Below are 18,667 nucleotides of genomic sequence, written 5' to 3' on the forward strand. Positions count from 1 at the left end.
CGAAATATCCCGGAACCCACGAAGGGGATCCCTAGACCTGCCCCCCGCGATCGGGTGATCAGGCCAGCTGATCCTTGACCAGGGGGCCGACCTTGCCAAAGTCGATCTGCCCCGGATGGCGGCCCTTGAGCACGCCCATGACGCGGCCCATGTCCTTGACAGAGGTGGCCCCGGTTTCCTCGATGGCGGCGGCGACGGCGGCGTCGACCTCTTCGTCGGTCAGGCGGCGCGGCAGGAATTCCTCGATCACCTTGATCTCGGCGTTTTCCTGCTCTGCCAATTCCAGACGGCCCGCCTCTTCGTAGGCGCGGGCGCTTTCCTGGCGTTGCTTGACCATCTTGGCCAGGATCGCTGTGATCTCCGGCTCGCCGACGGTGCCGCCTTCGGCGCGCAAGGCGATGTCCTTGTCCTTGATCGCGGCGTTGATCAGGCGCAGCGTGCTCAGACGCCGGGCGTCCTTGTCACGCATGGCCTCCTTGAGGCCGGAAGTCAGGCGGTCGCGCAATTCCATCGGTGTCCCTCATCGTTGCCCGAAGCAAGGGGACCGCATAGCCCAAGCCGAACCTCCCCGCAACGCCCCGGCCTGCGACCGCTGTGCCTTGACGCGCGGTGACCCCCTCCCTAGAAGCCCGCGAGTTTGCCCGCATTCCTGACCCACCCCGGAGACATCCCATGGCCCAGACGCCCACCGCCTGCCTCGCCCTCGCAGATGGGACCATCTTCAAGGGTCGCGGCTTTGGTGCCACCGGCGTCGCCGTGGCGGAGCTGTGTTTCAACACCGCGATGACCGGCTACCAGGAAATCATGACCGACCCGTCCTACGCCGGGCAGATCGTGACCTTTACCTTTCCGCATATCGGCAACACCGGCATCACCCCCGAAGACGACGAAACGGCCGATCCCGTGGCCGCCGGCATGGTCGTCAAATGGGACCCGACGGAGCCGTCGAACTGGCGTGCCACCCGCGATCTGGAAGGCTGGCTGGAGGCGCGGGGCCGGATCGGCATGGGCGGGGTCGATACCCGCCGCCTGACCCGCGCGATCCGCCAGCAGGGTGCCCCTCATGTTGCCCTGGCCCATGACCCCGAGGGCAATTTCGATATCGAAGCCTTGGTGGCCAAGGCCCGCGCCTTCAAGGGTTTGGAAGGCATGGACCTCGCCCGTGACGTCACCACCGCCCAATCCTACCGCTGGTCCGAGACGAAATGGGCCTGGGGACAGGGCTATGGCACGCAGGACGCGCCAAAGCACAAGGTCGTGGCCATCGACTACGGCGCAAAGCGCAATATCCTGCGCTCGCTCGCGACCGTGGGCTGCGACGTCACCGTCCTGCCCGCGACCGCCACCGCCGCCGAGGTCAAGGCGCTGAACCCCGATGGATTGTTCCTGTCCAACGGTCCCGGCGATCCTGCAGCCACCGGCACCTACGCGGTGCCCATGATCCGGGAGATGATCGACAGCGGCCTGCCCGTCTTTGGCATCTGCCTGGGCCATCAGATGCTGGCGATGGCGCTGGGTGCCCGGACGGTCAAGATGAACCACGGTCATCACGGTGCGAACCACCCGGTGCAGCGGCATTCCGACGGCAAGGTGGAAATCACCTCGATGAACCATGGGTTCACGGTCGACAGCCAGTCCCTGCCCGAGGGTGTGGAAGAAACCCATGTCAGCCTGTTCGACGGGTCAAACTGCGGCATCCGGCTGTCGAATCGCCCGGTCTTTTCGGTGCAGTACCACCCCGAGGCCAGCCCAGGCCCCCACGACAGCGCCTATTTGTTCGACGACTTCGCCGCGGCGATGGAAACGGCAAAGGCCTGATGACAGGTATCGCAAGGAAACCGCGGGGGTTTTCCGGCCTCAGGCTGCGTAGTTAACGCTTTGTTAATGCTTTGGCGCAACGCTCGGGAGTGAAACCACCGGGGTGACCCTTGCCGAAGGTCTTCGACCTCCACGCCGCCGATCCGCCTGACAGGAACGGGTCAGCCGCGCGCCTGTCCGATGGCGCGGGCAGCTTGCTGCGTGAGCAAGCCGCGTTTCGCAGCGCGACCCGCGCGGGGCAGGTCGCACCGATCCCGACCCCGCCGCGCGATCCGGTCGTGGTGCCTTTTCCCAGCCTGCCGGGTCGGTCCGTCACGCCCAGCCTGCGCCGCCCGTTCCAGCCGCGCCCCATCACGCTCTATGATATTCCCGGCAGCCCGCCTCGGTTTCAGACCAGCGCCGTCAGGTTCCGCCGCGCGCCTTATGTCCGCCGTCTGCCGATCGGAAAGATCCTGCTCGACAACGGGGCCGTGTCCGAGGCCGGGCTGCGCCGCGCTCTGGCCATGCAGAAGGAACTGGGCCTCAGGCTTGGCGACCTTCTGGTGCAAACGGGCGAGGCCAGTGACACCGACGTAACCGCCGCCTTGGGCCTGCAATATGGCATGGGGGTCGCGCTGCCGGCGCCCCGGACGACGCCCGCCTTCGATGCGCTCGCGCGTCACCTTCCGCTCGCTCAGGTTCTGGAATTCCGGGCCCTGCCCTGGTCGCGGATCGGCAGCCGGACCACGATTGCCACGACCCGTCCAGACCGGATTGACGAACTCTCTGCGCAATTGCCCCCGACCTTGGGGGATTGCAACTTTGCCGTCGTTTCCGAAAGCGCGTTTGACGCGCGCCTGCACGCCTTGCACGGGGCCGCAATGGCCCGCGCCGCCGAATGTCGGGTGCCCGAACACGAAAGCTGCCGCCGATTGCGCGCCCGCGGCGGGGCGACGATGCTGGCGGCGGGGCTTGTCGCGCTGCTGGCCCTTGCGATTGCCTTTCCGGCGGGGGCGCTCCGCTTTGCCACGCTGGCAGGGTTGATCGTCTTGACGCTCAACATCGGCTTGCGGGCTGCTGCCCTGTGGTCGCTGCGCCAGGGGCGGCGCGACGGCGGGGCATTCTGCACCGTACGCACCGCCCGCGCGGCGGCAGCCCCCCTGCCGGTGATCACGATCCTCGTCCCCCTCCACCGAGAGCCGGAGATCGCGACAGCTCTGACCAAACGCCTGTCACGCCTCGACTATCCGCGCCCGCTGCTGGATATCTGCATCGTGGTCGAGGCGGACGATCAGATCACCCGCGATGCCCTGGCCCAGGCGAACCTGCCCGTCTGGATGCGTGTCATCCCCGTGCCCGACGGTCAGCCGCGCACCAAGCCACGGGCCATGAACTACGCGCTGAACTTTGCGCGCGGGTCGATCATCGGGATCTACGATGCCGAAGACGCCCCCGCCGCCGACCAGTTGCGCCGTGTCGCGGCGCGTTTTCAAACCGCCCCGCTGGAGGTGGCCTGCCTGCAAGGCAGGCTCGATTACTACAACCCGACGCGCAACTGGATGTCGCGGTGTTTCACCATCGAATACGCCAACTGGTTCCGCATGGTTCTGCCCGGCATCGCGCGCCTTGGCCTGGTGGTGCCGCTGGGCGGCACGACGCTGTTCTTCCGCCGCTCCGCGTTGGAGGCGGTGGGGGCCTGGGACGCGCACAACGTAACCGAGGACGCGGATCTGGGCGTGCGCCTTGCCCGCCGCGGCCTGCGCACAGAAATCCTCGATACGACCACCCTGGAAGAGGCCAACGCCCACCCCATCGCCTGGGTCAAGCAGCGGTCGCGCTGGATGAAGGGCTACATCCTGACCTGGGCCGTCCACAACCGGGAGCCGCGCGCGCTGTGGCGTGACCTGGGGCCAAAGCGGTTCTTCGGTTTTCAACTGCAATTCATGGGCGCAATCCTGAACACGGTACTGATGCCGGTGCTCTGGTCGACCATCGTCTTGGCGTTCGGGCTTTGGCATCCAATCCGCGACTGGCTGCCCGGGGGCAATGCCCTGCCACTGGCGCTGTTCTTTGCGGTCATGACGGCGGCGAACCTTGGGCTGGCCATGGCGGGGTGTTCGACACCCCACCACCGCAAATTGCGGATCTGGACAATCACCATGGAGCTCTACTTTGCGCTGGCCACCCTGGCCGTCGCCAAGGCCCTGACGGAGATCGTCCTGCGACCGTTCCACTGGGACAAGACCGTCCACGGCAGTTTTGGCGGCGACGATTCCAGCGCCGAGATCGACACGCTCCACAATGGTATGGCCACGCTGGGGGAAACGGCCCGTCCGGGGTCCGGGGCAACGCCTTAGACAGGGGCTTGTGGCAAAGCCTTGTTCAAGGCGTCGCACCCGTCACAGGCTGCGCGACTCTTCGCGAAGGCGTACTTCGAAGGCGGTGCTCAGGTGTTGACGCAATGCCTCGGCCGCGCGCGCGCCGTCCCGCGCGGCGATGGCCGCCACGATTGCCTCATGTTCCGCCAGCGCCGTCTCGCCCCGTCCCTCGGCGGCCAGCGACGTCGTCGCCATCAGCGCCATGGACCGGTGCACCATGCTCAGCTGCTGCACCAGATAGCGGTTGTGGGACGCCAGGTGGATCTGGCCATGAAACCGCCGGTTGGCCCGTGCCAGCGCGTTGGCATTGCCCAGCAGCGCGCGGTCTTCCTCGACCATCGCCGCCAGAACCGCGATTTCCTCGCGCGCGGCATGTTGCGCGGCCAGACGCGCGGCCAGGGCCTCCAACTCGGTGCGCACGGCGTAAAGCTCCGCCATCTGATCGTGGCTGAGCGAGGCGACGATCAAGGACCGTCCGTCCCGCGTCAACAGGGCCTGCGTCTCCAACCTTTGCAGGGCCTCGCGCACGGGGGTGCGGCTGACACCGAAACGGTCGGCCAGTTCGCTTTCGACCAACCGGTCGCCGGGGCGATAGACGCCCTGGTCGATCGCATCCAGGATCAGGGCATGGGCGTCTTTCTGACTGGGCTGCACGTCACTCTCCTGACCGGTTCGGGCCGCAGGACCCTAGACGCCGCCCCCTTGCGGTTCAACCGCTTGCCGACTAGCCCCCAATGCATGCGAGGCTTTGACCATATCGAAACCTGGGTCTTTGACCTGGACGAAACGCTTTATCCCCAGGGGGCCCCCCTGTTTCCGCAGATCGAGGCGCGCATGACGCGCTGGATCACCGGATACCTGGGCGTCAGCGAGGCCGAGGCCGACCGCCTGCGCCACCGCTGGTGGCACGACCACGGCACCACGCTGGCCGGCCTGATGCTGGAACACGGTGCCGACCCAGAGCCGTTTCTGGACGACGTGCACGACATCGACTTTACCGTGCTGGACGCAGATCCGCGCCTGCGGGCCCAGATCCAGGCCCTGCCGGGTCGAAAGATCATCTTCACCAATGGCACCGCCCCCTATGCGGAACGGGTCCTGGCGGCACGCGGATTGACCGGTCTGTGGGACGCCGTGCACGGCATCGAACACGCGGGCTTTACCTCCAAGCCGCATGCGGATGCCTATGCCCGCGTCTTTGCCCGCGACGGCCTGACCCCGCACCGCGCCGCCATGTTCGAGGATTCGCCCCGCAACCTGCTGGTGCCCCACGACCTGGGCCTGACAACCGTTCAGGTCGGTGCCGCGCGCGCCGAGGGGGCCCATATCCACCACCACACCGATGATCTGACAGGGTTCCTGCGCGGCATCCTGTCCCCTGTCACGGCCCCCGGAACGCCCTAAGTTCGCACGCATGCAGCACGATACCGACATCCTGATTTCCGGAGCGGGCCTTGCAGGTCTGGCCGCCGCCTGCGCCCTGGGCGCCGAAGGCCACCGCGTGACCCTGGTCGACCCCGCGCCCCCCGTCACCGGAGAGGACGCGCCTGGATCCGACCTGCGCACCACCGCGCTCTTGCAACCGGCACGCGATCTGCTGGATCGGGCCGGGGCCTGGGACAGCCTCGCCCCGCTGGCTGCCCCGCTTTCGGTGATGCGGGTTGTCGACGCCGCCAGGATGCCGCCCGTGGCGCGCGATTTCGTCAGCGACGACATCTCTGACGCGCCGTTCGGCTGGAACTTTCCCAACTGGCTGCTGCGGCGCGAACTGCTGGCACGGCTCGCCGCGCTGCCGTCGGTCACGCCCCGGTTCGACACCGCCGTCACCGCGCTGTTCGCCCGCAGCAGCGGCGCGCGCGTCACCCTGTCGGACGGCAGCCGGATCACCGCAGCGCTGGTGATCGCCTGCGATGGCCGCGACAGCCCCCTGCGCACTCTGGCCGGCATCGGGGCGCGTACGGTGGACTATGGGCAGACGGCAATCGTGTTCGCCGTGGACCATGCCACGCCCCATGACAATGTCTCGACCGAGGTTCATCGCAGCGGCGGGCCCTTCACTTTGGTGCCTCTGCCCGACCGGGACGGCACGCACCGCTCCGCCGTGGTCTGGATGGACGCGACCGAGGAACAGACCCGCCGCATGGCCCTGGACGACGCGATCTTTTCGGCCGAGGCGAATGACCGCGCGGCGGATATCCTTGGGCCGCTCACCCTGTCGTCACGCCGGGCCGCCTGGCCGATCATCAGCCGGTTGGCCGACCGCCTGACCGCCCCACGCCTGGCGCTCGCCGCCGAGGCGGCCCACGTCATGCCGCCCATCGGGGCGCAGGGTCTGAACACCTCGCTCAAGGATATCGCCACCCTGCGGGACCTTGCGGCGTCACACCCGGTCGGCACGCCCCAGATGCTCACCGCCTATCAGCGCCGCCGCTGGCCGGACATGGCCGCGCGTATGGCCGGGATCGACCTGCTCAATCGCACCTCGATCACCGACCAGCAGGCGGTTCAACACCTTCGCGGCCTGGGCCTGCGCGCCCTGCACGACCTGGCCCCGATCCGACGCAACCTCATGCGCCTGGGGCTGGGCACCTGACGCCCGCTTTCCTCTGGCCGTGAATACCGCTGGCAGGCGCCGCAGGCCGTAGGGGGCAGAGCCCCCCGCGCACCGCTTTACCCGAACACATCGTCCACGACCGCCCGCAACCGCGCCAATGTCCCGTCCACGTCCTTCAACTTGTCCAGTCCAAACAGCCCGATCCGGAAGGTCGAGAAGCCGTCCGGCTCTCCGACCTGCAACGGCACGCCCGCCGCGATCTGCATCCCCCGTGTGGCAAAGGCGCGGCCGGTCTTGACCTCGTCGGACGGCGCATAGCTGACGACCACACCCGGCGCGGCAAATCCGTCGGCGGCGACCGATCGAATGCCCTTGGCCGCGAACATCTCACGGACCTTGGTGCCCAGTTCCCATTGCGCCGACTTCAACCGCGCAAACCCGTGGTCCCGCGTCTCGTCCAAGGTGTCGCGGAACAGGCGCAGGGCATCCGTGGGCATCGTCGCGTGATAGGCATGCCCGCCGCCCAGATAGGCATCCATGATCGAGGACCATTTCTTCAGGTCCAGCGCAAAACTGTCAGAGGTCGTCGCCTCTATCCGCGCCCGCGCCCGGTCCGACAGCATCACAAGCCCCGCGCAGGGCGACGCGCTCCAGCCCTTCTGCGGGGCAGACAGCAGAACATCGACACCGGTGGCGCGCATGTCCACCCAGACGCAGCCCGAGGCGATGCAATCCAGCACCATCAGCGCGCCGACCTCGTGCGCCGCATCCGCCAGCGCCGTGATGTAATCATCCGGCAGGATAACCCCGGCAGAGGTTTCCACGTGGGGCGCAAAAACGACGTCCGGCGTGGTTTCCCGGATGCGGGCCACGACCTCTTCGATGGGGGCCGGGGCGAACGGGGCCTGCGGATCGTTGCCCAGCTGGCGCGCCTTCATGACCTCCGTGCCCTCGGAAAAGGCCCCGGCCTCCAGAATCTGTGACCACCGGTAAGAGAACCAGCCGTTGCGCACGATCAGGGCCCTGGATCCCTGCCCGAACTGCCGGGCCACGGCCTCCATCCCATAGGTGCCTCCGCCGGGGACGATGACCGCATGATCCGCGCCGTACACCTCGCACAGCCCCGTGTGCAGGTCGCGCATGACGCCCTGAAATGCCGCACTCATCGAGTTCAGCGACCGGTCGGTGAAGACCACCGAGAATTCATCCAACCCCTGCGGGTCCACGTCGTCGCGCAATGCCATGCCGGCCTCCTGTGTCTCGTTGGCGGCAACATTCCACGGCGCGCGCGCCGGCGCAAATGCCTCCGCCTAGAGCGGTCCTGACAGGCGTTCCTCGGACAGCAAAACATTGGCCTCAACCTCGCCCACGCCGGGCAGCGCCATGATCCGCCGCCGCAAGACGCGCTCGAAATCCGGCAGGTCACGGGCCGTCACCCTCAGGCGATAGTCGTAGCGGCCCAGCACGTGATCCACGCGCCGCACCTCCGGGATGGCGGTCACCGCGCGTTCGAAATCTTCCAGCGAAACCCGCCCCTTGGTCGCCAGCTTGATGCCCAGGAAAACGGTCACGGCAAATCCCAGCTGTTCCAGGTCCAGCGCCAGTTCCCGCCCCTTGAGCACCCCGATGTCACGCAACCTGCGCAGGCGGCGCCAGGCGGCAGGCTGGCTCAGGCCCACGGCGCGCCCCACGGCCCCCGCGGACAGTTGCGCGTTGCCCTGCACCACCCGCAGGATCGCCCGGTCCAGATCGTCGATCACGACCGCCCCCCCGCGGGCCGCCGCCGAAGGCGCGGGCGCAGAGGGGCTCGATGCCCCGTCGCGGGCGGTGTCCGCGTCATAGCGGCAGGCTCTGGTCGGTCTTGACCGTGGCCACATGCATCAGCGCCTCGATCTCGGCGATGTGCGGCAGGGTCAGGATGCGGTCCCGATACAGGCTTTGCCAATGGGCCATGTCCCGTGCGATGGCCGTCAACCGCAGGTCAACGCGACCCAGAAAGGTTTGTATTTCCGTCACTTCGGGGATCTTTCGGGCCTGCGCCAGAAAGACGTCGAACGCGTTGGTCGCGCTCTTCTCCAGTTGGATGCGCAACGATACTTCGACCGCATAGCCCAGCGCCGTCCAATCGATGACCCCATGCACGCCCTTCAGGATGCCCCGTTCCCGCAGTCGTTCGATCCGGCGCGAGACGGTCGCGGTGGGCACCCCAAGGCCCGCAGCCAGATCGGCGGAACTCAGGTCCGGGTCCGCTTGCCAGTGGCGCAGCATACGCCGATCCAGATCATCGAGCATGATAATTCACCTATTTTACCATTGCGCGAATAGCTATCTCGTTTGACCCGCGATTTCCAGTCATTCCCCTTCTCGCCTTCGACCGTCTTGCCCTCTATCCATGCCGCCAGAGATACGCACCACCGGAGGAGAGATCCATGCGCGTTTACTATGATCGCGATTGCGACGTGAACCTGATCAAGGACATGAAAGTCGCCATTCTGGGCTACGGCTCCCAGGGGCACGCCCATGCGCTGAACCTGCGCGACTCGGGTGCCAAGAACGTCGTCGTCGCCCTGCGCGAAGGTTCCCCTTCGCGGGCCAAGGCCGAAGGCGAAGGCCTGCAGGTCATGGGCATCGAAGAGGCCGCCGCCTGGTGCGACCTGATCATGTTCACGATGCCCGATGAACTTCAGGCGAAAACCTATAAAGATCATGTCCATGACAACCTCAAGGACGGTGCTGCGATCGCCTTCGCCCACGGTCTGAACGTGCATTTCGGCCTGATCGAGCCGAAGGCCGGCGTCGACGTCATCATGATGGCGCCCAAGGGCCCGGGTCACACCGTGCGCGGCGAATACACCAAAGGTGGCGGCGTGCCTTGCCTGGTGGCCGTGAACCAGAACGCGTCTGGCCGTGCGCTGGAAATCGGTCTGTCCTACTGCTCCGCCATCGGCGGCGGTCGTTCGGGCATCATCGAGACCAACTTCCGCGAGGAATGCGAAACCGATCTGTTCGGCGAACAGGCCGTGCTCTGCGGTGGCCTGATCGAACTGATCCGCTGTGGCTTTGAAACCCTGGTCGAAGCGGGCTATGCCCCTGAAATGGCTTACTTTGAGTGCCTGCACGAAGTGAAGCTGATCGTCGACCTGATCTATGAAGGCGGCATCGCCAACATGGATTACTCGATCTCCAACACCGCCGAATACGGCCAGTACGTCACCGGCCCGCGCATCCTGCCCTACGCCGAGACGAAGGCCCGGATGAAAGCGGTTCTGGAGGACATCCAGCAGGGCAAGTTCGTCCGCGACTTCATGCTGGAAAACGAAGTCGGTCAGCCCACCATCAAGGCCTCGCGCCGGGCCAACGACGAGCATCAGATCGAAGCCACGGGCGAAAAGCTGCGCGGCATGATGCCCTGGATCTCGGCTGGCAAGATGGTCGACAAGTCGAAGAACTGAGCCCCGGCTCAGACGGCACGGAAAACCGCCCCTTGGGGCGGTTTTTCACGTTTTGGGGGACTCTGCGTGCATGGCATTCACGTTTTGCACGACAATTTGCGCCACCGGAAACGCCTTGTCGAACGCCCGCGCCCCGTGGTCGGTGAAATGAATGGCGCGGCTGCAGCTGTCGCGCTTGACCCAGGACATGCTCTCCATCCGCGCCAGAATCGCGCGCCCCAGGCGACCGGCCAGATGGGTCTGGCGTTCCGACCAATCAAGGCAATCGCGGCAGAGCGGTGCGCGCCCGGCCAAGGCGTCTGGATCAAGGTCGAGCGGAACGAGCGCGCGGGTCATTCGGTCCGTCGCGACCGGTCCGTCGGCCAGCGCGCCGGTGGATTTCAGCGCACGATACATCTGCACCCCGCGCCGCCCGGCCAGATGGTTGTAACAGACCCGCGCTTCGCGAAGGGCGGCATCCCTGGGACCGGGGCGGACGCGGGCGGGGCCCACGGCGTCGGACAGGACCATCAGCCCTTCCAGCACGCGCGCGACCTCGTCAGAGGCGAGGTGGACATAGACGTGCCGTCCCTGCTTTGCCCGCTGCAACAGGCCGCCCGCCGTCAGTTTCGCCAGATGGCCGCTGGCGGTCTGCGGGGTCACGCCGGCCTCCAACGCCAGTTCCGTCGGGGTCAAGGCGTGCCCGTCCATCAGCGCGGTCAGCATGGCCGCCCGCGCGGGATCACCGATCAGGGCGGCGATGGCAGCGATGTCCGGTCCACTTCGCATGGTTCGATCATGGCCGAAACATCATCGCCTGTCGATGTGGCAACACCGGCGCAGCACAAAGGAGACCCCATGCTGACCTGTATCATCCGCTATGACCTGGACCCGACCAAGCGCGACGACTTCGCCACCTATGCCCGAAACTGGGGCACCGCGATTCCGCGTTGCGGCGCGCGGTTGACTGGATACTTCGCCCCACACGAGGGGTCGACGACGCTTGCCTACGGGATTTACGACATCCCGTCATTGGCCGCCTACGAAGCCTATCGGGCGCGCCTGGCCGAAGATCCGCTGGGGCGGGAAAACTATGACCTTGCCCAGACGCGGGGATTCATCCGGGCCGAAAGCCGGACCTGGCTGCGGCGTGTAGATATAGAGATGTCAGCGGGTTAGACATCGGTCGCCTGGTCGCTTGTCAAGCAACAGGCCCGGTCCTAGCCTTGGTCCATCGCGACGATATACGCGAGTCGGACAGAAAGGACGGCCCGTGCCGCAGCGATCAGACAGCAGTCTGCATGACCTGATACTTGCCGATATCGGGACGGGGGCCTTTCCGTTTGGCACCCGCCTCAAGGCGCAGGATCTGGCCCTGCGATATGGCACATCTTCGATCCCAGTGCGCGAGGCGCTGCGGCAGTTGCAAGGCGAAGGGATCGTCGAAATCGCGCCCAACAAGGGGGCGACCGTCGCGCGGGTCGACGCCACTGTCCTGCGAGAGATCTCGGAAATCGTAGGCCTGCTGCACCGGCATTTCACGGTGAGCTTTGCACGGTATTGCAGCGAGGCAGACCTGATCGACCTGGAGGCGGCGCAAACCACGTTGGAGGGGATCCCCCCCGATGACCGCGTCGCCCTGGAACGGGCGGATTGCGATTTTCACGCCGTGATTGCGCGCCGCTGCGGCAATCGGCGGGCCTATCGGTTGTGGCTGGAACAGCGCCGCATCCTGACGGCCCTGTCGGCCCCCGCCCCGCTGAGCGCCACGCGCGTCGCAGCGATCATTTCCGAGCATCGCGCCCTGATCGCCGCGTTCCGGGCCGGTGACGTGGAGCGCGCGCGAAAGTGCATCGAACGGCATGTCGGAAATGCAGGCGCAATCGCACGAAACCACATGGCCCGCTTGCCTTAGGCCCCCCCCTGCCGTGGTTCGCGCACGGCCCTTGGGACCAAATTCGCCCTCGCAAATAATATATTAATTGGCCAAATTTATAGATTATATATTGAAAACTATCCGATGATATGTTCTTTCTGTGACATTCACCGGGGATCGCTGGGGGGTGCCTGACGGGAGACTCAGGCCCCGGAGGACCGGCAAGGGGGACCGAATGGCCAGTGTCACGCTGCAAAACCTAAGCAAAGCCTACGAGGGATCGGATCAGTTGGCGCTGAGCGACCTGAACATCGAGGTTGCGGACGGCGAATTTCTTGTGCTTGTCGGTCCATCCGGCTGCGGCAAATCCACCGCGCTGAAGATGATCGGCGGGCTGGAGGAAATCACCGGCGGCACCCTCAAGATCGGCGAGCAGGTGGTCAACGACTTCGCCTCGCGGGACCGTGATATTGCCATGGTTTTTCAAAGCTATGCGCTTTACCCGCATATGTCGGTCTTCGACAACATCGCCTTTCCGTTGCAGATCGCGAAAGTCCCCAAGGACGAAATCGCGCGCCGCGTGGACGAGGTCGCCAAGACCCTGCAGCTGGAGCAATATCTGCACCGCAAGCCCGGCCGCCTGTCCGGCGGACAACGGCAGCGGGTCGCGATGGGGCGGGCAATCATCCGGCGGCCTTCGGTCTTTCTGATGGACGAGCCGCTGTCGAACCTGGACGCCAAACTGCGCGTGAAGATGCGGGCCGAAGTGGCGCAGATTCAGCGGCAATTGAAAGTCACGACGATCTACGTGACCCACGACCAGGTCGAGGCGATGACCATGGGCGACCGGGTGGCGTTGATGCGCGGGGGCGTGTTGCAACAGGTGGCCGCGCCCGACGTGATGTATCACGAACCGGCCAACACATTCGTCGCCAGCTTCATCGGGTCGCCCGCCATGAACCTGTTCCGCGCGGGCGTCCAGATTGCGGGTGACGATGTCTTTGTCACCCTGGGCGACCAACGGCTGCGGGTGCCCGAGGCAGCGCAGGCGCGCTATCCGGGGATGCGCGCGCAGTCCGAGGTCGTGCTGGGCATGCGGCCCGAGGATCTGGAGGACGCCGCGCTGCTGCCCGGCCACCCCGGCGATCAATGCCTGAGCGCCCCGGTGCATTTGGTGGAATCGCTCGGCTCCGACCATATGGCGCATCTCGGGATCATGGCCCCCGCCGTTCATGTGGACGACGCGGAGGATGACGACCTGGAGGACGTGGCCCTGATCGAGGGCGCCGGCAGCCCCTGTGTCTGCCGCTTCTCTTCGCAATCGCGGGTGCGCGCGGGCGACACCGCCCGGATCGCGGTCGCCTGCGACCGACTTCATTTTTTCGATGTTTCGACGGGCGAGGCACTGCGCACCGCGTGACTTTAAGGCACCGGACGAGGAGGTCCGGGCCCCAACAGGAGGAAGACCATGTTCAAGAAATCGACCACGGCGCTGATGGCCAGCGCCATCGCGCTGAGCGCCGCCCTGCCCGCATTCGCGCAGGATGTGACGCTGACGATGTGGCACAACCACCCCGAGTGGAAAGACCGCGCCCAAGCGATCCTTGATGCGTTCGAGGCCGAGAACCCGGGCATCAAGATCGACCTGGAAGAGATCGCGGGCACCAACTACTCGGCCCGCCTGAACACCGCGCTGGCCGCCGGTGAAGCCCCCGATCTGTTCGGTCTGCCTGCGGGCAACGAAACGCTGGCCGCAGGCAATGCCGGCTATGCGATGGACCTGACCGGCAAGCTGGACCTCTCGTCGCTGCGCGCAACCCCGGGCGAAGCCGTCGTTCAGGATGGCAAGACATGGGGCGTGCCGATCCTGGGGGCCTATTCGGTCGGCCTCTACTACCACCGCAACATCTTTGCGGATCTGGGCATGACCCCGCCGACGAACCAGGCCGAGTTCCTGGAGATGTGCGCCGAGATGAAGGCGCAGGGCGTCACGCCGCTGATCGTTCCCGCCTCTGACGGGATCGTGCCGTCGTTCATGTACATGATGCTGACCGCATCGGTTCTGGGCACCGAAGGCTTTGCCGAGTTGCGTCGCGGCGAGCGGAAGTTCACCGACCCCGATCTGGTCGCTGCCGCCGACTTCCTGCAGGATATCGGTGAGTGCATGCAGCCCGGTGCCCTGTCCACGCCCTATGTCGAAGGCAAGGCGCTGGCGGCGTTGGGTCAGGGGGCGATGATGCCCGGTGGTTCCGCCGATTACGCCGGCTATCAGGAAATCAACCCGGCGGTCGATCTGGGCGTCGTGCCCTTCCCCGGTGTGGGCGACAATGCCCCCGCCACAGTGACCGGTCTGGAATACATCTATCTGGTGAATTCCGACACCGAGCATGCCGACGCGGCGCTGACCTTCCTGCAGTGGATGCTGGGCGATACCGCGCAGCAGATGGTCGTGGACAGCATCACCATGTCGACGTCCAAGAACGTCGCCCCCGAGGGCAACCGCATTCTGGACGAATTCGTCCAGGCGTCGCGGTCCGGCGACATGCGCGTGTTCTATGAACTGCCCGAGACGGGCAACGTCTGGTCGGTCGCGCAGCAGAACACCGCCGCGCTGTTCCTGGGTGAAATCTCCCCCGAGGATTTCGCCGCCAAGCTCCAGGATGCCGTCGTCATCGCCGAGTAAGGCGCAGCGATCCTGACTTCTGCGGGTGGCCGGACGTTCGGCCACCCCCTTTTGCCCCAGAGGGCCGACCATGTCCCAGACCTCCCCTGTCCCCGTGCGCAAGCCGCCGTCGCAGTTCAGCCTGACCTATGGCCATCTGTGGTTCGTTCTGCCGGGGTTCCTGTTCTTTCTGGCGGTAATGCTGCTGCCGCTGGCCTTTGCCTTCGGTATTTCGCTGACCAACTGGTCGGGTTTGGGCAACGATCTGGCCTTTGTGGGCCTTGCCAACTACGGCGAGTTGCTGACCCATTGGCCGTTCTACCGCGCCGCCTTCCACAATGCGGTGATCTTCGTCGCGATCCTGATCTTTCAGCACACCGTGGGCCTCTATCTGGCGGTTCTGCTGAACGACAAGCCGCGCTTCATGCAGTTCTACCGCACGGTCCTGTTCCTGCCGGTGATCATGTCGCTGGTGGCGACCGGGTTTGTCTGGACGCTGATGCTGTCGCCCAACATCGGGTTGGTGAACCCGATGCTGAAGGCGATCGGCCTTGGCTTTCTGGCGGGTCAATGGCTGTCCAACCCGGCGACGGCGCTGGCGGTCATCGTGTTCGTGACGGCCTGGAATTCGATGGGCTGGGCGATCATCATCTACCTGTCGGGCCTGCAGAACGTGCCCGAAGAATTGAAACAGGCCGCCGAGATCGACGGCGCGAATTCGCGGCAGGTGTTCTGGCGCGTGGTGTTCCCGCAGCTGTCGCCCGCCTTTACAGCGCTGACAGTCCTGACCTTCATCGGGACGTTCCGCACCTTTGACGTGGTCTATGTCCTGACCGGACCGCTGGGGGCGCCGAACTTCGGCACCGATGTGTTGGGCACGTTGATCTATCGCACGGCCTTTGGCGGATCGTCGTTCAGTAGCGCGGACATCCGCTTTGCCTTTGGCGTGGCCATGGCCCTGCTCATGATGCTGGTGATGGCCGCGATTTGCTGGGGCCTGATCCGCATCCTGCGCGGCCGGGAGATCGAAGGATGACCAATATGACCGCCACCCCCACCGCGCCGCTGCAACGGTCGCAGGGCAGCCTGGGCCTGTTGCTGGGCAAGACGGCACGGACCGCCGTTCTGGTCATCGCCTCGCTTTGGGTTCTGGGCCCGATCCTGTTCATGGTGATCGCCTCGTTCAAATCGGTGCCTGAATTCTTCATCAACCCCTTCGGCCTGCCCGCAGACTGGAAGGTCGAGAACTATTCCCGCGCCTGGACCGACGCGCAGCTGTCGCTGACCCTGCCCAACACGATCATCGTGACGACCGTCGCGGTTCTGATTTCGACGATCCTGGCGACGATGATCGCCTACGGCCTTAGCCGGAAGGAAAAGAAGTGGGCGATGGGGCTTTATACCCTGTTCGTCGCGGGTCTGCTGGTGCCGGTGCACGCGATCATCCTGCCGCTGTTCATCGTGCTGAAGGCGGTGGGCCTGTTCGGGACGCTGCTGGCGCTGATCGTGCCCTATATCGCAATGGGCCTGCCGCTGGGCGTGCTGGTCCTGACGCCGATCGCCGCGGCCCTGCCCCGCGACCTGATCAACGCCGCCCGCATGGATGGCGCGACGGAATGGCAGATCTTCTGGCGCATCGTCATGCCGCTGATGAAGCCAGGCCTGATCTCGGTCGCGATTCTGAACGGGGTGTGGATGTGGAACGAATTCTTCATCCCGCTGATCCTGGCCTTCAAGCCAGAGGTGCAGACCATGCCCGTCGGGATCGTGTCCTTCATCGGGGCCTATTCGACGGAATGGGGATTGGTGTTCAGCTCGGTCACCGTGTCGACCCTTCCGGTCGTCATCGCCTACCTGCTGATGACCCGACAGTTCCAGTCGGGCCTGACCGCGGGGGCCGTGAAGGGCTGATCCTCCCCAGCTTGTTTTCGGTCGAGAGGGCGCGCCTGCGAGGGCGCGCCCTTTCTCTTCAACGCTTCAGGCAGGCCACGCCGCAGGGGTCCAGCGACAGCGTGCCCATCGCCAGATCGGCGTCAGGGAAGGCATCCGTCAGGTCCACGGCTTCGCGGCCATAGTTGAACACGAAACGCAGGCTGCCGTTGTCACGCACCCGGACATGTTCCGGCAGGTCCAGGTGGGCCACGCCCGCCCGGTCCAGGGCGGCACGGATCAACCGCGCCAGCGTCGCCTCGTCCGCGCGGCCCGCGACATAGGTGGTGCGGTCCTGGGACAGGACGGCAGGGTGGCCGTCTTCGCTGGCCTCTTCGACGGTCACGGCGGCACCCGGCTCGATGAACTCGCGCCAGCCGTCAAACGTCCCGCCAGAGGCCAGGGGAATGGGCGAGAACGCGCGGCGCGTTTCGACCCGACGCAGACGGATGTCGATCAGCTTGCGCAACTCACCCGGCGGCAGCCCCTCCGGGATGGCAAAGTTCCGGTCCTTGGAGCCGGTCCAGGGCCCCGCCAGAATCTCTGCCCCGCAATCGGCCAGGGCCTGGGCAAAGCCGTCGGGCAGGATCGCCAGCATCGGCGCGACGATCAGCTTGCGACCGGAAATCGCCTCGGCGGTGGGGGGGACCACATCCACGCTGATGCCCGCGCGGCGCAGGGCCACGTAGTGCGACATCACGGTGTCGAAATGGGTGGTGCCACGGCCGTGGGGCATGATCTTCATGACCCATTCGCTGTCGTAGTCGAAGACCAGGGCCACCTCTGCGCGGGCGTTCGACGGCTCCGGGCGCAGGGCATCCAGCTCTGCCGAGATCTCCTTGGCCAGATCGTAGCCGTGGTTCGGGGTGCCATCGGGCAGCAGAAGACCTTCGTGCATCTGTTCCTGCCCAAAGGGCGGCTGGCGCCAGCGGAACCAGCTGACCACCTCGGCCCCGGCGGCGAACGCCTCCCACACCCAAAGGCGCCCGGCCCCCGGCAGGGGCGCGGGATTGTAGTTGCCCCAGTTGAGCGGACCCGGCGGCTGTTGCTCCATCACCCACCAGCGTCCGTTTTCCGTGCCGTTCCGGCGCTGGCCGCAGGTGCGATACAGGTCGTGGTGGAAGGCATCGAAATCGGGCGCGCCGATGCCGATGTGTTTCTTCAGCAGGGTCTCGTCGTTCAGCTCCCGCTCCAGGAAGCCGGTCGGATAGGCGTCCCAGGTCGCGATATCGAGGTCGTCGGACACGTCGTAGTGATCGAAGTCCGTGAACTTGCCCATGAAGTTATGGCTGATCGGGCGACCCGGCGAATGGGCGCGGATGATATCGGCCTGTTCGCGGTTGAAGGCCACGACCTGATCCGAGGAATAGCGACGGAAGTCGAGCTGATGGATCGGGCTGGTCTGGGTCACGGCCAGGTTCGGCAGCTCCACCTCGTCGAAGCTGCGGTAGGTCATCGACCAGAATACGGTGCCCCAGGCCCGGTTGAGCGCGTCGGGCGACTGATACTTCTGCGCCAGCCATTCGCGGAACCCGGTCCGTGCCGCGTCGGAGTAGCTGTAAATCGTGTTGTGACAGCCGAATTCATTGTCGGTCTGCCAGGCCGCAAGGGCGGGGTGATCACCGTAGCGTTCGGCCATGGCCTGCGTGATGCGACGGCTCTCGGTGCGGTAGCCCTGGTGGCTGAAGCAATAGTGCCGGCGCGAACCGAAGCCGCGCACGCGCCCCTCGACGTCGACGCCCAGCATGTCGGGCATCCGATCGACCAGCCATTTCGGCGCGGTCGCCGTGGGGGTCCCCAGCACGATTTTCAGCCCGTGATCGTGCAGCACCTGAAAGGCACGGTCGAGCCAGGCCCAATCATAGGTGCCCGGCTCCGGTTCCATCAGGGACCAGGCGAATTCACCGATGCGGATGTATTCGATACCAGCCTCGGCCATCATGCGGGCGTCGGTCGGCCAACGCTCCTCCGGCCAATGTTCGGGGTAGTAGCAAACGCCGAGCGCTTGCCGTGAAAGGGGGGACAAAGACATGAATGCTC

The 18,667-nt window shown here is 65.8% G+C and carries 18 protein-coding genes; 11 read left to right on the forward strand and 7 right to left on the reverse strand.

Annotation, left to right across the window (positions count from 1 at the left end; translation table 11 throughout):
• Positions 1-58: 58 nt before the first annotated feature.
• Positions 59-511, reverse strand: coding sequence for a GatB/YqeY domain-containing protein (locus K3551_RS15200; protein ID WP_259915189.1), 453 nt, complete (start codon positions 509-511; stop codon positions 59-61).
• A 161-nt stretch (positions 512-672) separates the two neighbouring features.
• Here K3551_RS15200 and carA point away from each other — a divergent pair, with 161 nt between their 5' ends.
• Positions 673-1,818 (forward strand): glutamine-hydrolyzing carbamoyl-phosphate synthase small subunit, encoded by a 1,146-nt coding sequence (gene carA / locus K3551_RS15205; protein ID WP_259915192.1) that lies wholly within the window; start codon positions 673-675, stop codon positions 1,816-1,818.
• 110 nt (positions 1,819-1,928) lie between these two features.
• On the forward strand, positions 1,929-4,154 hold the full coding sequence (locus K3551_RS15210; protein WP_259915195.1) for a glycosyltransferase family 2 protein: 2,226 nt from the start codon (positions 1,929-1,931) through the stop codon (positions 4,152-4,154).
• Between the two features lie 42 nt (positions 4,155-4,196).
• Here the strand turns inward: K3551_RS15210 and K3551_RS15215 are convergent, their stop codons facing one another.
• Complete coding sequence (locus K3551_RS15215) at positions 4,197-4,829, reverse strand: GntR family transcriptional regulator (RefSeq protein ID WP_259915199.1); 633 nt, start codon at positions 4,827-4,829, stop codon at positions 4,197-4,199.
• Between the two features lie 84 nt (positions 4,830-4,913).
• Between K3551_RS15215 and K3551_RS15220 the strand changes: the two genes are divergently transcribed.
• Both K3551_RS15220 and K3551_RS15225 read left to right on the forward strand, forming a co-directional pair.
• Positions 4,914-5,579, forward strand: a complete 666-nt coding sequence (locus tag K3551_RS15220; protein WP_259915201.1) for a pyrimidine 5'-nucleotidase — start codon at positions 4,914-4,916, stop codon at positions 5,577-5,579.
• A gap of 10 nt (positions 5,580-5,589) precedes the next feature.
• Complete coding sequence (locus K3551_RS15225; protein ID WP_259915204.1) at positions 5,590-6,768, forward strand: FAD-dependent monooxygenase; 1,179 nt, start codon at positions 5,590-5,592, stop codon at positions 6,766-6,768.
• Between the two features lie 77 nt (positions 6,769-6,845).
• On the opposite strand, the gene K3551_RS15230 is transcribed toward K3551_RS15225, so the two are convergent.
• The 3 genes from K3551_RS15230 to K3551_RS15240 all read right to left on the reverse strand — a co-directional run bounded on the left by K3551_RS15230 (position 6,846) and on the right by K3551_RS15240 (position 9,021).
• Positions 6,846-7,973 (reverse strand): aminotransferase class V-fold PLP-dependent enzyme, encoded by a 1,128-nt coding sequence (locus K3551_RS15230; protein ID WP_259915207.1) that lies wholly within the window; start codon positions 7,971-7,973, stop codon positions 6,846-6,848.
• Between the two features lie 66 nt (positions 7,974-8,039).
• Positions 8,040-8,489, reverse strand: coding sequence for an Lrp/AsnC family transcriptional regulator (locus tag K3551_RS15235; RefSeq protein WP_259915210.1), 450 nt, complete (start codon positions 8,487-8,489; stop codon positions 8,040-8,042).
• A gap of 76 nt (positions 8,490-8,565) precedes the next feature.
• Positions 8,566-9,021 (reverse strand): Lrp/AsnC family transcriptional regulator, encoded by a 456-nt coding sequence (locus K3551_RS15240; protein WP_259915212.1) that lies wholly within the window; start codon positions 9,019-9,021, stop codon positions 8,566-8,568.
• Between the two features lie 137 nt (positions 9,022-9,158).
• Here K3551_RS15240 and ilvC point away from each other — a divergent pair, with 137 nt between their 5' ends.
• Positions 9,159-10,181, forward strand: a complete 1,023-nt coding sequence (ilvC, locus tag K3551_RS15245; protein WP_259915213.1) for a ketol-acid reductoisomerase — start codon at positions 9,159-9,161, stop codon at positions 10,179-10,181.
• A 45-nt stretch (positions 10,182-10,226) separates the two neighbouring features.
• Here ilvC and K3551_RS15250 read toward each other — a convergent pair whose 3' ends face one another.
• Positions 10,227-10,949, reverse strand: a complete 723-nt coding sequence (locus K3551_RS15250) for a helix-turn-helix transcriptional regulator (RefSeq protein ID WP_259915215.1) — start codon at positions 10,947-10,949, stop codon at positions 10,227-10,229.
• Positions 10,950-11,018: 69 nt separating this feature from the next.
• On the opposite strand from K3551_RS15250, the gene K3551_RS15255 reads away from it, so the two are divergent.
• The 6 genes from K3551_RS15255 to K3551_RS15280 all read left to right on the forward strand — a co-directional run bounded on the left by K3551_RS15255 (position 11,019) and on the right by K3551_RS15280 (position 16,609).
• Positions 11,019-11,339, forward strand: coding sequence for an NIPSNAP family protein (locus K3551_RS15255; RefSeq protein ID WP_259915218.1), 321 nt, complete (start codon positions 11,019-11,021; stop codon positions 11,337-11,339).
• 94 nt (positions 11,340-11,433) lie between these two features.
• Positions 11,434-12,075, forward strand: a complete 642-nt coding sequence (locus tag K3551_RS15260; RefSeq protein ID WP_259915221.1) for a GntR family transcriptional regulator — start codon at positions 11,434-11,436, stop codon at positions 12,073-12,075.
• Positions 12,076-12,271: 196 nt separating this feature from the next.
• On the forward strand, positions 12,272-13,456 hold the full coding sequence (locus K3551_RS15265) for an ABC transporter ATP-binding protein (RefSeq protein WP_259915224.1): 1,185 nt from the start codon (positions 12,272-12,274) through the stop codon (positions 13,454-13,456).
• Between the two features lie 48 nt (positions 13,457-13,504).
• Positions 13,505-14,719 (forward strand): ABC transporter substrate-binding protein, encoded by a 1,215-nt coding sequence (locus tag K3551_RS15270; RefSeq protein WP_259915226.1) that lies wholly within the window; start codon positions 13,505-13,507, stop codon positions 14,717-14,719.
• A 70-nt stretch (positions 14,720-14,789) separates the two neighbouring features.
• Complete coding sequence (locus K3551_RS15275; protein ID WP_259915228.1) at positions 14,790-15,734, forward strand: carbohydrate ABC transporter permease; 945 nt, start codon at positions 14,790-14,792, stop codon at positions 15,732-15,734.
• On the forward strand, positions 15,731-16,609 hold the full coding sequence (locus K3551_RS15280) for a carbohydrate ABC transporter permease (RefSeq protein ID WP_259915230.1): 879 nt from the start codon (positions 15,731-15,733) through the stop codon (positions 16,607-16,609). Before K3551_RS15275 ends, K3551_RS15280 begins: the two co-directional genes overlap by 4 nt.
• Before the next feature lie 58 nt (positions 16,610-16,667).
• Here K3551_RS15280 and K3551_RS15285 read toward each other — a convergent pair whose 3' ends face one another.
• The gene (locus K3551_RS15285; protein ID WP_259915232.1) at positions 16,668-18,659 is read right to left on the reverse strand and encodes a beta-galactosidase; all 1,992 of its coding nucleotides are present in this window, start codon (positions 18,657-18,659) and stop codon (positions 16,668-16,670) included.
• Positions 18,660-18,667 lie beyond the last annotated feature (8 nt).

It is taken from the genome of Jannaschia sp. M317, assembly GCF_025141175.1.
Classification (GTDB): Bacteria; Pseudomonadota; Alphaproteobacteria; order Rhodobacterales; family Rhodobacteraceae; genus Jannaschia.